Origin of the sequence: Paracrocinitomix mangrovi (genome assembly GCF_019740355.2) — a bacterium.
GTDB classification, from domain to species: Bacteria; Bacteroidota; Bacteroidia; order Flavobacteriales_D; family Crocinitomicaceae; genus Paracrocinitomix; species Paracrocinitomix mangrovi.
Genome location: NZ_CP091819.1, coordinates 3,188,541 through 3,203,064, shown reverse-complemented (window position 1 = coordinate 3,203,064; position 14,524 = coordinate 3,188,541). Strand labels below are relative to the sequence as shown.

Below are 14,524 nucleotides of genomic sequence, written 5' to 3'. Positions count from 1 at the left end.
TATCCTGCTCAATTTTGGGCAGGATTTTTTTTGCTCTTTTTAATCAACATATAAATAATAGCGCCGACAATTGCGCCTAAAATTGGAGCCAAGATATAAACTGTCAACCAGGCTAAATTGTTGTAATCAAAAGCAAAATCACATCCTTGTAAATAACTTACTAATCGAGGAATAAAATCTCTTGCAGGATTAAAACCAGCTTGCGAATAAGGCGCGAAAACAATTATCAATACCGTTAAAAGCACTCCTATCAAAAAAGCTACGCTTGGCAACTCAGATTTGTACTTAAATGAAGTGATGATTAAAATTCCCAACATCAATAAAAAAGTACCTCCAAACTCAGCCATAAATGGAAAAATTTCAAAGTCAGTACTAGGCTCTGAGCCATAATACTCGCCAAACATCCTGGCACTTTCAAATGTCCATGCATCTGAAATATTAGACTGTATGAGTATAAAGAGCAGAATTGCTGCTAAAAATGATCCCAAAATCTGCCCTAAAAAATACAATGGAATCTCTTTAGTACCGGTTTTTTTAAGACCAACAAAAGCCAAAGTAACTGCAGGATTGAGATGAGCGGAAGAAAGTTTAGCACTTGACATTATTCCGGTAAAAACCGCCAATCCCCAAATTGATGCAATTACGGGTAATGAAATTGGGTAAACATACGTGGCAAAAGCTATTGAGCCGCATCCAATAAATACCAGGATAAATGTCCCGATAAACTCCCCTAATATTATTCTCATTCTATTAGCATTGACACCAGTGATTTACCTGATCTGAACTTTTTAAGCGCTTCTTGTACGTCCATGTCATTTTGAACATAGATCATATAGTAACCGTTGTCTTGCCAAATGTGTCTGGCAATCTCTGCTTTGATTCGGTTTTTAATAGTTGATCTGGAAGTAACAATATCTATTGGATTTTCTTCAACACCCAATTTGCTTGCATATTTAATAAAGTCATTAAACATGTTGTTGTCTACATTAAACGAACTATTGAACTTGTCAAAATCCTTTAAATTCTCTCGTTCTTTATCCAAGTATTTGATGGCAAAATGATTGAAAGCATTTTTGTAATACAATGATGTTAGGTAATAAGATGCTCCGGCTGTATCGTTTGGAATAAAATCATCCGGATAAATTCCACCTCCACCATAAACAGTTCTGCCACCAATAGTTTTGAACTTCAAATTCTCATCAAGTTTTATACTGTCTTCGTTCAGTAACTCTCCGCTTTCAATTCTGTTCCAGTAATCATTTTCGTAATCTATATCGTCACCATATGGCTTTTGAATACTTCTTCCACTTGGAGTATAGTATCTTGAAATAGTCAATCGCAAAGCACTTCCATCTGTAAATTCACTTTGATCCTGCACTAATCCTTTACCAAATGATCTTCTCCCCATTATTAAACCTCTGTCATTATCCTGAATAGCTCCTGCTACAATTTCACTGGCAGATGCCGAAAGCGAATTGATTAAAACAATCACCTCAATATCCTCCAAAATTCCTTTTGAACTTGAGTGATACTCTGTTTTACCAGATGTTCTTCCTTCTGTATAAACAATTAATTTCCCCGACTTTAAAAACTCATCACAAATATCTGTAGCGGCACTCATCAACCCACCGCCATTGTTTCTAAGGTCAAAGATCATTTTCTTCATCCCTTTTTGTTTCAATGCAGCAGCAGCATCATGAAATTCATTATAAGATTGACTTGTAAAGCCGTTTAACTTGATAAATCCAACTTCACTATCCAACATTATTGCAGCATCAATACTGCTCAAAGGAATAGTTCCTCTTGTAATCGATAAATCCTTAGTGATCCCTTTTCTGTACACTTTTACTTTAACAGCTGAGCCTGCTCTTCCTTTTAACTTTTCTGTTACATCCAGGTTAGTCAATGTCCCATCAGTTACGTCTTCCCCATCAATTTCAATTATTCTGTCTCCCGGTAAAAGTCCGGCTCTTTCTGACGGTGCACCCGGTAAAATGTGTGTTGCCACCAATGAATCTTCATGAATTAAAAAACGAATTCCAACACCTCCAAAACTTCCATACAATTGTTCATTTACTGACTCTAAATCTGAAGCAGGTATATATGAAGAATGAGGATCAAGTTTTTTAATCATACCCTCAATTGAGCTTTCAATTAATAAATCATGATCAACAGAATCAACATATTTATCCTCAATCAACTCAAGAATGGTATTGAATTTTGTTGTATTCTCAACAACTGGGTTAGACATTACGCTTACAGGAGTAAACATACTTCCTAACCAAATACCCAGCGCCAAAAATCCTCCCATCAAAATTGGAACAATAAACAATAAGCTTCTTTTATTTTCCTCCATTATATTTCTTTTATGTGTTTCACGTCGATTCCGTACTCTTCAAGAAAATTAATCCCCGAATCATCTTTGTATTTAACGTGATATACCACTCTTTTAATTCCAGCTTGAATAATCAATTTACTACATTCCTTACAAGGAGACAAGGTAATATACAGGGTCGCTCCATCTGCACTTTGAGTGGACTTAGCGACCTTAAGAATGGCATTTGCCTCTGCGTGTAAAACATACCAGTGAGTATCTCCTTCATCATCTTCACAACAATTTGTATAACCAGAAGGGGTTCCATTATATCCATCAGAGATGATGGCTTTATCTTTCACAATTAAGGATCCTACTTGTTTTCTTTTGCAATAAGACAGTTTTGCCCACTCTTGTGCCATGCGCAAATAAGCCTCATCATATTTTTGTTGTTTGCTGTCCACCCTTGTTTCCATTAGTAACTCACAAAGTTACGAATGTAACAATGTGATATTGCTAAAAAATGTAAAAATGTTATCGAACTACTGCTTTCTCGATAAGCCGTATTTGAGAATACACCAAATTGCTCTAAAACCATCTTTCCATCCAATTTTCTTCCCCTGCTCTTCGGTTCTGGGATTATAAGTAATAGGAACTTCAGCCCATTTAAGCTCTTTAGATTTGGCCAATTTAGCAGTGATTTCAGGTTCAAAACCAAACCTTTTTTCTACAAGATTTAATGATTGAAACAATTCAGTAGGTACCAATTTATAACATGTCTCCATATCCGTAATGCGAATTCCAAAAGTTACATTTGACAATCGGGTTAAAAAACCATTTGCCATATTGCTTAATTTGGTACCTCCTTTTTGGTTTTCTTTTAAGAATCTTGAACCATAAACGATATTTGCTTTCTTGTCCAAAACAACCTGCAATAAGTCATTGATCTCATTAGGATCCAATTCTAAATCCGCATCCTGAATAATAGTATAGTCACCACTGGCTTCTTTAATTCCGGTATGAATTGCTCCACCTTTTCCGGTATTCTCTGCGTGATCAATATGCTTGATATTCACAGTAACCGATTTGATAGCCTCTTCAATGATCCCTTTACTACTGTCTGTTGATGCATCATTCACCAATATCACTTCTTTTTCAATTCCGCCTACCAATTGCAATTTATCCATAGCATGAATTACATCTCCAATAGTGGCAGCCTCATTAAACACAGGGATTATGATACTTAGTTTTTGCACGGCCGCTAAGATAGTATATAAATAGAAGTCAGACACCAGAATATAGGATATAGAAAATAGATATGACCATTTCTCAACTACCTATGTTTTTGACAGCACACACTTCTAATTAAATGCTATTTTTACGTCTGATTGAAAAAGGGAATTGTCATAAAGTCCACAGGAAGTTGGTACCGTGTAATGGAAGAAGACGGTAAAGAAAGAGACTGTCGTATTAGAGGTAAACTGAGACTTGAAGGAATTAAATCTACCAATCCCGTAGCTGTTGGAGATGAAGTAATGTTTGAAATTGAAGAAAATGACAATGGTGTCATTAAAGAAATTCTTCCTCGCAAAAACTACATCATCAGAAAATCAATCAACCTCAGCAAAAGATCACACATTTTAGCAGCCAATATTGACCACGTTTATTTACTGGTAACATTGGTGGCACCACAAACTCATACCGCATTCATTGACAGATTTTTGGTAACAGCTGAAGCCTATCACATACCTGTCACTATTTTGTTTAATAAAGTAGATTTGTATGAAGAAGAAGACCTGGTTGTGTTAGAGAACTTTATGCAGATATACAAAGATGTTGGATATCGTTGTCTCACTATCTCAGCACAAAACGAACAATCAGTTGCATTTTTAAGAGAAGAAATCAAAGGTAAAAAAGTAATGTTTGGTGGGCATTCAGGAGTAGGAAAATCTACACTGATCAATACCTTAGACAGTACTTTAGATCTTAAAACCGGTAAAATCAGTATGTCTCATCTTGCCGGGCAACACACCACCACTTTTGCAGAGATGTACCCTTTAAAAACCGGTGGATTTATCATTGACACACCCGGAATTAAAGCTTTTGGTTTGATTGATTTTGATAAAAGTGAATTGTCACATTACTTTCCTGAAATGAGAGCCGTGATACATGATTGCAAATTCAATAATTGCCAGCATTTGCAAGAACCTCAATGTGCAGTAAAAGAAGGTGTAGAAAGTGGTGAAATATCTGCAGAGCGTTACTACAATTACGTCACAATGATGGAAGCGGATGAGGATGAAACCTATCGCAAAGATATTTACAAATAATGAAAGCTGTTATTCAAAGAGCGTCATCTGCTTCTGTAAGCATCAACAGCAAAGTGATGGGAAAAATTGATGTCGGATATGTTATTCTGTTAGGAATAGCTGAAGATGACACACAAGAAGACATTGATTGGTTGGCAAACAAAATTTACAACTTGCGTATATTCTCAGATCATGATGGATTGATGAATTTATCCATCTCTGATGTGGATGGAGGCATTTTATTGATTTCACAATTCACTTTATACGCCAAAACAAAAAAAGGCAATCGCCCTTCATACATTAAAGCTGCCAAGCCAGAAGTTGCCATCCCATTGTACGAAAAATTCATTTCAAAAATGAGTGAGATACTAGGTAAAGAAGTACAAACCGGAGAATTTGGTGCTAATATGCAAGTGAGCTTAGTTAATGACGGTCCTGTCACAATTATCATAGACACAAAAAACAAAGAGTAAGCAAGGGTTTCTTACATTTGTTATCGGTGAAGAAAATTTTGATCATACGGTTCTCATCTATAGGTGATATAGTTTTAACTACACCTGTAATTCGCTGTATTAAAAAACAGCTGGATGCAGAAGTACATTTTATCACTAAGAAAAGTTATTCTTCATTGTTTGAAGTAAATCCATACGTTGATAAATTATGGACCATAGATAAAGAGGTTACTGAAGTCACCAAAGCCTTAAAAGAAGAGAAATTTGATTTTATTGTTGATTTACATCACAACTTGAGAAGTTTTAGGTTGAAAAGCAAGTTGAGAAGACCATCTGCCAGCTTTCCTAAATTAAATAAGCACAAGTGGATGTTGACGAAACTAAAAATAAATAAAATGCCATCTAAACACATTGTTGACAGGTATTTTGAAGCAGTAAAACCATTGGGAGTAAAAAATGATCATGCAGGCTTAGATTACTTCATTCCTGAAAAATGGATGGTCAGTTTGGCTGACTACAACATCCCCAGAAAGTATTATTCATTTGTTATTGGAGCCAAATTTGGAACCAAGCGACTTCCAAATGAAAAGATCATTGAAATCATTCAGCATTTGGACAAAACTGTTGTTATACTTGGAGGGCCAGAAGATGTTGAAAATGCAGGTAAAATTGAAGCTGTTTGTGAAAATGTCGTCAATGTGGTTGGAAAAATAAATCTACATCAATCCGCTTCTATTTTGGATAGATCAGAAAAAGTAATCACACATGACACCGGTTTAATGCACATAGCTGCGGCGTTTAAAAAAGAAATTGTTTCAATATGGGGAAACACAAGTCCGGCATTTGGCATGTTTCCATATATCCCCAACGAAGAAGCCAATTTTAGTATTCATGAAGTGGAATTAAAATGCAGACCTTGTTCTAAAATAGGCTATGATAGATGCCCTAAAGGACATTTCAATTGTATGATGCTACAAGACACCAAAGCTATTGTGAAAGATATACAGGGATAAAAAAAACGCCCTTTAATAAAGGACGCTTTTCCATTGTATTTCAATTTTTTTCTAGTATTCCTTTACGAAATAGCTCATATAACCAACCACAATTGGAGCTTCTTTAGCCAATTCATCTGAAGAGTTAATTTTTGTATCTCCATAAATTGAATTGAATTTGTCATCTAACAGTTCAGTAACATTCAATGTTAAACTAACCATTACTTTAGATTGTCCTAATTTTGAATCAGGATCATAACTGATTCCTCCTTCATAATCCCATCCAAATCCAGAGAAATCGAAATCGTTGCCTTGCCACTCTACTAATTCTGCTAAAGGCATTCCTGTATACAATCCATTCTCTGCTTCAACCTTTTGAGTTCCTAAATCATTGTAATCGCTATCAAAATTGTGGAACCTTGTTTCAATAAAGCTAACGGAGTCTATTTGCAATTCATCAAATACATATCTGATCAACCATCCATTATCAGGGTTCGTTAAATCTGTACACATAAACATGGTTGTACCTTCACCAAACCAGGCCGTATCATCATCCAAATTGTCTTCTCCAAAAATTTCATACAACTGTTGTCTTGTTTGGATTTTTGTGTAGTCTTCAAAGTACTTGAAATCCGCAATTTCCATATCAAGACTTTCATCCTGAACTTCAGTTTGCTCTTGATCATTAGTTGTTTCGTTGTGCTCATTTTCTGTTGTTTCTTCTCCTCCACAAGAGAAAAGAGAAACAGCCATAATTGCAATAAAAATTCGTTTCATAGCAGGGTTTTATTTATATAAAAATTGATTTTAATTCTGTAGCATCATGCGGATCTAGTTTGCCGGCTAAAACTAAACTTAGTTGACGTCTTCTCAATGCCGCATCAAACCTTTCTTTTTCCAATTCGGTTTCAGGAACCAATTCAGGCACGCTAATAGGTCCGCCGTTTTGATCAACAGCAACAAAGGTATAAATCGCCTCATTGCATTTACGCATCTCACCAGTTAATCTATCTTCCACAAATACATCAATAAACACTTCCATTGAAGATGAAAAAGCACGCGACACCTTTGCTTCCAGTGTTACAATTGCACCTAAATCAATGGGTTCACCAAATGAAACATTATTAATTGATGCAGTAACAACTACCCTTTTTGAATGTCTATGAGCTGAAACAGCTGCAATTTCATCCATCCAGGCTAACAATGCTCCACCGAACAATTTTCCCAACGAATTTGTTTCGTGAGGCAACACAACTTTTGTTTGGATTGCCAGGGTTTCTTTTGGCGTTTTTGTTTTCATTCTGATTTTAAATTTAATAAAATTGAAATTGACCCAAAGTTGACTTAAAAAAAATCCCCTTCCATATCAATGGAAAGGGATTCTCAAATGATATAAATCAACTGTTATTGATATTCTCTTTTTCTTCTGTTATCCTGTACATCAGCAGCTTCTCTTAAAGCTCTGATAACAAGGTTATCTGCAGTTTGTCTTCTGCTACTTGTTAAATAAGCAGTTTGCTCTGAGTAATCAGAAGTTTCAGCAGGAGGAGAAATTCTGTCTAAAATACAAACGTAAACTCCAGTTCTTCCTTTTAATGGAACAGTCATGTATCCTTCTTGTAATTCACTTCTAAATAAAGAACCAATTACTTCAGGCTCATTTCCTCCACCACCGGCAATAACATTTGCACCGAAAGTTAACTGAGCATTCAAAATTTGACCTTTATTCATTACTTGAACAACTTGCTCAAGATTCTCTTTTCCGGCCATTTTATCCATATACATTGCAGCTTTTTTGTCTTTCAATGCAGGGAATCTCATTTGCTCTTTTACATCTTCAAATTCAGGTGTACCTTCTTCAATGATGTTAGTTAAATAAGCAACAACATATTTATCTCCGTCAAACAATGGATCTGAGATATCTCCTTCTAATCTATTTCTATTGAAAAGGAATCCCATCATTTTTTTGTTGTCGTTCATTCCATTAATGTAGTTTTGGTTAATCCAAACTCTAGAATGTAAAACAGTTAAACCACTGTCACTTGAAATGTTAAAGAAAGCTGAATCTTTATCTGAATTATTTACATTGTAGATAAAGTCAAAAACCATTTGCTCTCTATCTAAGATTGTATTTTCAGATGGTTCTACTTTCTTAGTTACAACTGCCAAAGAAGGAATTACTCTTTCCGCTCTTCCCAGAACTTCAACAATATGATAACCATAAGTAGTTTTAACTAATTGTAATTGACCAATAGCTCCGTTAAATGAGGCATCATTAAACTCAGGAACCATTCTTCCTTCAGCAAACCATTTGTATTCACCACCAGTTTCTTTTGATCCTGGATCTTCTGATACTTTTTGTACCATTTCAACGAAGTTGCTGTTAGTTTTGATTTCAGCAATAACACTGTCAGCCATTGCTTTTGCTTCTTCTTCAGATCTAGTAGCATCTATTTGGATAAGGATGTGTCTTACCCAAGCTTGTTTTTCAGTTCTGGTCTTAGTTACTTTAGCAATATATACGATATCATCTCCAGTTCCTTGATCAACTGCACTAAATGGTCCAATAACATCACCTACTTTTGATTCTTGTACTGCGTCATCAGCCTCTTCTGTAATTGTTCCAGGGATACCAAATTGTGGATTAGCAAGACCAAATGCAGTTGTTCCTCTATTGTATTCAATAGTATCCCAACCAGTTTGGATTGAAGAGTTTTTCATCATAAAACTAAGGTTCTCATCAGTTTTAGCGAATTTCTCTTTCATAGAGGTCATTTCCTCTTTAATATCTTGAACGTCATCCTCAGTTGGTTTTACTTCAAAAGTTACGTAATCAACATCTCTAGACTCTTGCATTTCAAATTGCTTTTCGTCTTTGTGCTCATCATAATATGCTTTAATATCTTCGTCTGTAAGGTTAACAGTTGAATCAGGGATATCAGTATATTTTTGAACTACAAATCTGATTGATCTTGTTTCACTTTTTGAGTAATAGTCATGTTCAGCTTCTAAAGAGTTAACGAATAAACCATTTTTAATCAAAGTCACATATTTATCTGCTTTTCTGGTATCCATTAATTCTCTTTCGAATTCTTGCCATTGCTTAACGCTTTGCAACCATGCTTCTCTAAAATCAGGATTATCCAATGGCTCATTTTCAGGACCTAAAAATCTCATATAGTTTCTTACAGAGTCACGTGAAAATTGACCGGTTCTGTCTCTAAACATAGGAATTGCTTCTACCCAAGGGTGAATGTGATTACCATGTAACATGTCAGTTAACTCAGTAGTAGTACACACAATACCTAATTTATCAAACTCACGATTCATCAAGTTTCTTCTGATTACTTCATTGAATGCTTGATCTTCCGCTTGTTGTTCTTTTTGTCTTCTTTGATCATCAGATATCGCATTTCCGCCATTTTGCTCCATTGCGCTACTGATTTCTCTGTCAACATAAACTGTTCTTAACTGCTCGTACTCTTCTTCGTCAATTCCTTCGTCATAAACAGTTCCTAAAGGAAGAATCTCACCTGATCCTCCTCCTCCAGAGAAATTATCTGAAAAGATAAATGCCAACATAGCACCTCCGATAACAACTAGCAGAAGCACTGAATTCTTTTGAATTTTACCAATTATAGCCATCTCTAAAAATGTAATTTAACCCATACACATTTATACGGGGGTGCGAATATAACCCTAATCCCTGAAAAATAAAAGATAGGAGAAGCGAAAATTTACCGGAAAATTTATTGACGTTAAAAAGTATGAATGAAATCGCGCATTAAATGCAATATTTCGTAGTTTTGGCGCAAACTTTTTTTTGCAAATGAAAACTGTACAATTTCGTGAAGCCTTAAGAGAGGCAATGTCTGAAGAGATGCGCGCCAATGAGAACGTATTCTTAATGGGTGAAGAAGTAGCCGAGTATAACGGAGCTTATAAAGTATCTCAAGGAATGTTAGATGAGTTTGGACCTAAACGAGTAATTGACACACCAATTGCCGAGCTAGGTTTCGCAGGAATTGGAGTTGGTGCAGCCATGAATGGTTTGAGACCAATCGTTGAGTTTATGACTTGGAACTTTGCCATTTTAGCTGCAGACCAGATTATTAATTCAGCAGCAAAGATGTTGCAAATGTCTGGAGGACAAGTTGGTTGTCCAATTGTATTTAGAGGTGGGAACGGAACTGCAGGTCAGCTAGCTGCAACACACTCACAAAGTTTTGAAGCTTTTTATGCTCATGTTCCGGGATTAAAAGTTATCACACCTTCAACTCCTTATGACGCTAAAGGTTTATTAAAATCTGCTATTAGAGATGAGGATCCGGTAGTTTTCTTAGAGTCTGAAAAAATGTATGGTGATAAAGGAGAAATTCCTGAAGGCGAATACATCATTCCTATTGGAGTGGCAGATGTAAAAAGAGAAGGAACTGATGTTACAATTGTAAGTTTTGGTAAAATCATCAAAGAAGCACATAAAGCTGCTGATGAATTAGCAAAAGAAGGAATCTCTTGTGAAATTATTGATTTGAGAACTATCAGACCAATTGATTATGCAGCTGTTGTTGAATCAGTGAAAAAGACTAATCGTTGTGTTGTTGTTGAAGAATCATGGCCTTTGGCTTCAATTTCTTCTGAGATTGCATATCACTTACAAAATTATGCATTTGATTATCTTGATGCTCCTGTAAAAAGAGTAACTCAAACTGATACTCCTTTTGCATTTAGCCCAAGCTTGATTGATGCAGCTTTACCAAACGTTCCTAGAATCGTTGCTGCTATCAAATCAGTAATGTATAAGTAATTATCATTTGGGAATGTGAAATTCCCATTTTTCCATATTGATATTGCGTTTGTATAGGATGGCCATTGCTCCTACACTAATTCCTATACCTGAAAGTTCCAGGTAGTTGGCCAAATCCCATGATGAACCTACTTTTTGTGATCTGCTAATTAGTAAGGCCGTTGCACTTGCCATAACACCCAATGATGCAACCAAAATTCCAATTTCCCTGCTAAGGTTATCGCTTCCTGACAAAACTGAAATTTTTAGGATTTTCTCGTGTGGGATTTTTTGTATGACTTTGCTATGTTCAATCAAAGAATCAACCAAATCATACTTTTCTTTTCTACCAAGTGAGTCTATTTTTAGAATCTCACTCACATGTGATGTGTCATAATCTTTATACTCAAAATGAATTATACTGTCATTGTAATCGACAATCTTACCAAATCTTTTGTCTTCATCTGATGGATAAATACGACATTTTAAAGGGAGCTTTAATTTGAATGTTCTTTCTGATTGTTTTTTCTTAAAATAAATGTAATTGACCTCTTTAGCCAAAAGGGTTTGAGAACAACAAAAAAAGATCAATATGGAGATGTATCTAACCAAATCAAAAATCAATCTAACTAATTTACTTAAATAGCTGTATTTTCGTACAAGATGAATGGGATTAGGTTCATACTTTTTTTAATCATATTCAGCTTCAACGCATCAAAGTTGAATGCTCAATTTTTAGTACCATCTGACTCCCTAAATAAAAAACGACTAATTGCTGTAAGTGCAATTGGAGCTGCTTCTTGGACAGGATCTATTGGTGGTTTGTATTTTGTTTGGTACAAAGATTTTCCTAAAACAGGATTTCATGTTTTTAACGATAATCAACAATGGCAGCACATGGACAAAATGGGTCATCTGTACATCTCACATCATGTTGGGAGATTCGTTGGTGATTTATATGAATGGTCCGGACTTAATCATAAAAAGGCATCTATTATAGGAGCAGGAGTAAGTTTAGGATATATGTCAACTTTTGAATTGTTGGACGCAACGAATGAACAATGGGGGTTTTCATGGGGAGATATGGGTTATAATACATTAGGAGCTGTCACATATTGGGGACAAGAGTATTTTTTTAATAAACAATATGTCCAATTCAAATTCTCTGCGCATCATTCCGGTTTAGCTGAATATAGACCTGAAGTTCTGGGAAGCAATGCCACAAGCAGAATGTTAAAAGACTACAATGGTCAAACCTATTGGATGAGTTTCAACCCCATTTATTGGTTTAAAAAGGAATCTAAATTTCCTGAATGGATTAATTTATCACTTGGATACAGCATCAATAATCAGCTGATTGGTGATGGCGGTACTTTCGTTTATACGGATGGTATTACTTCTCAAAGCTTTACGCCGTATAAGCAGTATTTTTTATCTTTTGATGTAAATTTTGAGGCCATTCCTACAGATAGAAGATGGCTAAAACTGATTTTTAGAGGATTGAATTATTTTAAAGTTCCTTTTCCTGCACTAGAATTTTCACAAGGTAAAGTAGGTTTCAGGCCATTTTATTTCTAGATTTCAACAGCACCAAATTCAGATTCAATCTTTGCAAGCGTATCATACACTTCTTGCAAATCCATTGAGGTAACCAATTTCATTCGGTATTCTTTAAAGTTTGGAATTCCTTTAAAGTAATTGGCATAATGCCTTTTCATTTCGTTGATTCCAAGTATCTCCCCTTTCCATTCAATTGACATGTCAAGATGTTCCTTTGTTACTTGCACTCTCTCTTTAATACTTGCAGATGGTCTGATTGTTTCATCCTTCATGTATTGTTTGATATCATTAAAGACCCATGGATTACCTATTGCAGCACGTCCTATCATAATTCCATCAACTCCATATCTATCTCTGTATTCAACCGCTTTTTCACCTGAATTAATGTCCCCATTTCCAAACACAGGTATTTTCATTCTGGGATTATTCTTTACCTCTGCAATTAAAGACCAATCTGCATCACCTTTATACATCTGTTTTCTGGTTCTTCCGTGTATAGATATGGCTTCAATCCCTACATCTTGTAATCTCTCTGCGACCTCAACAATGTATTTGGTACTATCATCCCATCCTAAACGCGTTTTAACTGTAACTGGTAAATGGGTAGTATTCACTATTTCTTTGGTCATTTCAACCATCTTTGGGATATCTTGTAAGATCCCCGCTCCTGCTCCTTTACATGCCACTTTTTTAACCGGACATCCATAATTGATATCAATCACATCCGGATTAGTTTTCTCCACAATTTCTGTGGTTTTTTTCATGCTTTCAATGTCTGAGCCAAAAATTTGAATTCCAATTGGACGCTCATATTCATAGATATCTAACTTTTGAACAGATTTTGCTGCATCTCTAATTAAACCTTCAGATGAAATAAACTCGGTATACATCATATCTGCACCATACCTTTTGCATAAAGCTCTAAAAGGCGGATCAGAAACATCTTCCATTGGCGCCAACAATAATGGAAAGTCACCTAAATCTATATCGCGAATTTTTATTCCCACGGTGCAAAGGTACGAACAAAAAAATCCCACTCGCATGAGTGGGATTCATATTTTTTATTCGAAGAGTTTAGTGGATCGAAGGATTTCCTAAACCTTTCTTGGCGAATTTCATTCTATATCTAATAAAAACTTCAAAACCACCAACTGAGTTTGTGGCTTTAGACATGCCAGAAATATTGATGTCATAACCTGCACCAATAGAAAGTCCTGACAAATCCAATATGGCATTTACCAAAACTGCATCACCAAATCTATAATATGCTCCTAACGATAATGCCGTCTCACTAAAATAACCTGTTGTTCTTGAAGCGTCTCTTAACAAGAATCTAAAATTAGACCCCATTGTGAACTCCATATTGGGTCCTTGTAAAAATCCATAAAAAGCAGGATAAACTGTAAGTGTTGTTCCTATTTGTTTGATTTCTGCCTGTCCATGGATGGTCAACTTTCTAAACAACTTATCGTCATCAGAATAGAAATTGATTTTTTGCTTCGTTAAATGATGTCCGGCAACTCCTAAACTAATTCTTACATTTTCTTTAACATGTCCGTAATAGTGGAATCCAGTAGACAAGTCAAACTTGCTTGAGCTAAAATTTTGTCCAAAAATGGCCTCATTACTTGGCAAATCTGTATTAAAACTTGCACCTGTCCATTGGTTATCCCAGGTGAAAGCAGCACTTTGTAGTGTTCTAGAATACCACCCAAATTGTAAACCTAGCGCAACATGGCTATTCTTACCAACTTCTAATGCATAATTAATCGGAACGGTAACTTCATTAATCATATATTGACCATCACCTGCAACATCATTGTAAAAGGTTAAACCCAATCCCATAAAGTTTCCGTTGTCCAAAACTCTAGTATCTGCGGCCGCAGAAATTGTTCGGTATGGATTATCCGATACAGTTAACCACTGCATTCTGAAATTGGTAAATAATTGCAATTTACCGGGCATAAATCCGGCTGTAGCAGGATTCATGTACACAGGAGATTCTGCGAACATTGAAAAATGCTTGTCTTGTTGAGCATTTGCTTTTAACACCGACAAAACACAAACTAAAACGATTCCTAACTTTTTCATCACTTTTGAATTTTGGGTGT

At 35.6% G+C, this 14,524-nt stretch carries 15 protein-coding genes; 5 read left to right on the top strand and 10 right to left on the bottom strand.

Annotation, left to right across the window (positions count from 1 at the left end):
* Positions 1-8 precede the first annotated feature (8 nt).
* From K6119_RS14430 to K6119_RS14415, 4 genes are all read right to left on the bottom strand, one after another.
* Entirely contained in the window at positions 9-746 is a 738-nt protein-coding gene (locus K6119_RS14430; protein WP_221832815.1) for an MIP/aquaporin family protein, read from the bottom strand.
* On the bottom strand, positions 743-2,356 hold the full coding sequence (locus K6119_RS14425) for a S41 family peptidase (RefSeq protein ID WP_221832814.1): 1,614 nt from the start codon (positions 2,354-2,356) through the stop codon (positions 743-745). Before K6119_RS14425 ends, K6119_RS14430 begins: the two co-directional genes overlap by 4 nt.
* Positions 2,356-2,790 carry a deoxycytidylate deaminase gene (locus K6119_RS14420; RefSeq protein WP_221832812.1) on the bottom strand — a complete coding sequence of 145 codons (435 nt, stop codon included), beginning with the start codon at positions 2,788-2,790 and terminating at the stop codon, positions 2,356-2,358. Before K6119_RS14420 ends, K6119_RS14425 begins: the two co-directional genes overlap by 1 nt.
* 66 nt (positions 2,791-2,856) lie before the next feature.
* Positions 2,857-3,570 (bottom strand): glycosyltransferase family 2 protein, encoded by a 714-nt coding sequence (locus K6119_RS14415; RefSeq protein ID WP_221832810.1) that lies wholly within the window; start codon positions 3,568-3,570, stop codon positions 2,857-2,859.
* Positions 3,571-3,702: 132 nt separating this feature from the next.
* On the opposite strand from K6119_RS14415, the gene rsgA reads away from it, so the two are divergent.
* The 3 genes from rsgA to K6119_RS14400 are packed head-to-tail and all read left to right on the top strand — an operon-like array spanning position 3,703 to position 6,088.
* Positions 3,703-4,644: a ribosome small subunit-dependent GTPase A gene (rsgA, locus tag K6119_RS14410; RefSeq protein WP_237828028.1), complete on the top strand. Its 942-nt coding sequence runs from the start codon at positions 3,703-3,705 to the stop codon at positions 4,642-4,644.
* On the top strand, positions 4,644-5,096 hold the full coding sequence (gene dtd / locus K6119_RS14405) for a D-aminoacyl-tRNA deacylase (protein ID WP_221832808.1): 453 nt from the start codon (positions 4,644-4,646) through the stop codon (positions 5,094-5,096). The genes rsgA and dtd overlap by 1 nt, the downstream gene beginning before the upstream one ends.
* 26 nt (positions 5,097-5,122) lie before the next feature.
* A complete protein-coding gene (locus K6119_RS14400) occupies positions 5,123-6,088 on the top strand; it encodes a glycosyltransferase family 9 protein (protein WP_237828027.1) in 966 nt (321 codons plus the stop codon).
* A 51-nt stretch (positions 6,089-6,139) separates the two neighbouring features.
* Here the strand turns inward: K6119_RS14400 and K6119_RS14395 are convergent, their stop codons facing one another.
* The 3 genes from K6119_RS14395 to K6119_RS14385 form a co-directional block, all read right to left on the bottom strand.
* Entirely contained in the window at positions 6,140-6,844 is a 705-nt protein-coding gene (locus K6119_RS14395; protein ID WP_221832804.1) for a hypothetical protein, read from the bottom strand.
* Between the two features lie 13 nt (positions 6,845-6,857).
* Complete coding sequence (locus K6119_RS14390) at positions 6,858-7,367, bottom strand: acyl-CoA thioesterase (RefSeq protein ID WP_221832802.1); 510 nt, start codon at positions 7,365-7,367, stop codon at positions 6,858-6,860.
* Positions 7,368-7,471: 104 nt separating this feature from the next.
* Positions 7,472-9,712, bottom strand: a complete 2,241-nt coding sequence (locus K6119_RS14385; RefSeq protein WP_221832800.1) for a peptidylprolyl isomerase — start codon at positions 9,710-9,712, stop codon at positions 7,472-7,474.
* A 184-nt stretch (positions 9,713-9,896) separates the two neighbouring features.
* Here K6119_RS14385 and K6119_RS14380 point away from each other — a divergent pair, with 184 nt between their 5' ends.
* Complete coding sequence (locus K6119_RS14380) at positions 9,897-10,874, top strand: pyruvate dehydrogenase complex E1 component subunit beta (RefSeq protein ID WP_221832798.1); 978 nt, start codon at positions 9,897-9,899, stop codon at positions 10,872-10,874.
* Between the two features lie 3 nt (positions 10,875-10,877).
* On the opposite strand, the gene K6119_RS14375 is transcribed toward K6119_RS14380, so the two are convergent.
* Positions 10,878-11,414 (bottom strand): hypothetical protein, encoded by a 537-nt coding sequence (locus tag K6119_RS14375; RefSeq protein ID WP_221832797.1) that lies wholly within the window; start codon positions 11,412-11,414, stop codon positions 10,878-10,880.
* A 102-nt stretch (positions 11,415-11,516) separates the two neighbouring features.
* Here K6119_RS14375 and K6119_RS14370 point away from each other — a divergent pair, with 102 nt between their 5' ends.
* Positions 11,517-12,431, top strand: coding sequence for a DUF2279 domain-containing protein (locus K6119_RS14370; RefSeq protein ID WP_221832796.1), 915 nt, complete (start codon positions 11,517-11,519; stop codon positions 12,429-12,431).
* Here the strand turns inward: K6119_RS14370 and dusB are convergent.
* Together dusB and K6119_RS14360 are read right to left on the bottom strand one after the other, a co-directional pair.
* Complete coding sequence (gene dusB / locus K6119_RS14365) at positions 12,428-13,363, bottom strand: tRNA dihydrouridine synthase DusB (RefSeq protein WP_237828172.1); 936 nt, start codon at positions 13,361-13,363, stop codon at positions 12,428-12,430. The genes K6119_RS14370 and dusB overlap by 4 nt on opposite strands.
* A gap of 124 nt (positions 13,364-13,487) precedes the next feature.
* Entirely contained in the window at positions 13,488-14,504 is a 1,017-nt protein-coding gene (locus tag K6119_RS14360; protein ID WP_221832794.1) for a PorP/SprF family type IX secretion system membrane protein, read from the bottom strand.
* Between the last annotated feature and the right edge of the window lie 20 nt (positions 14,505-14,524).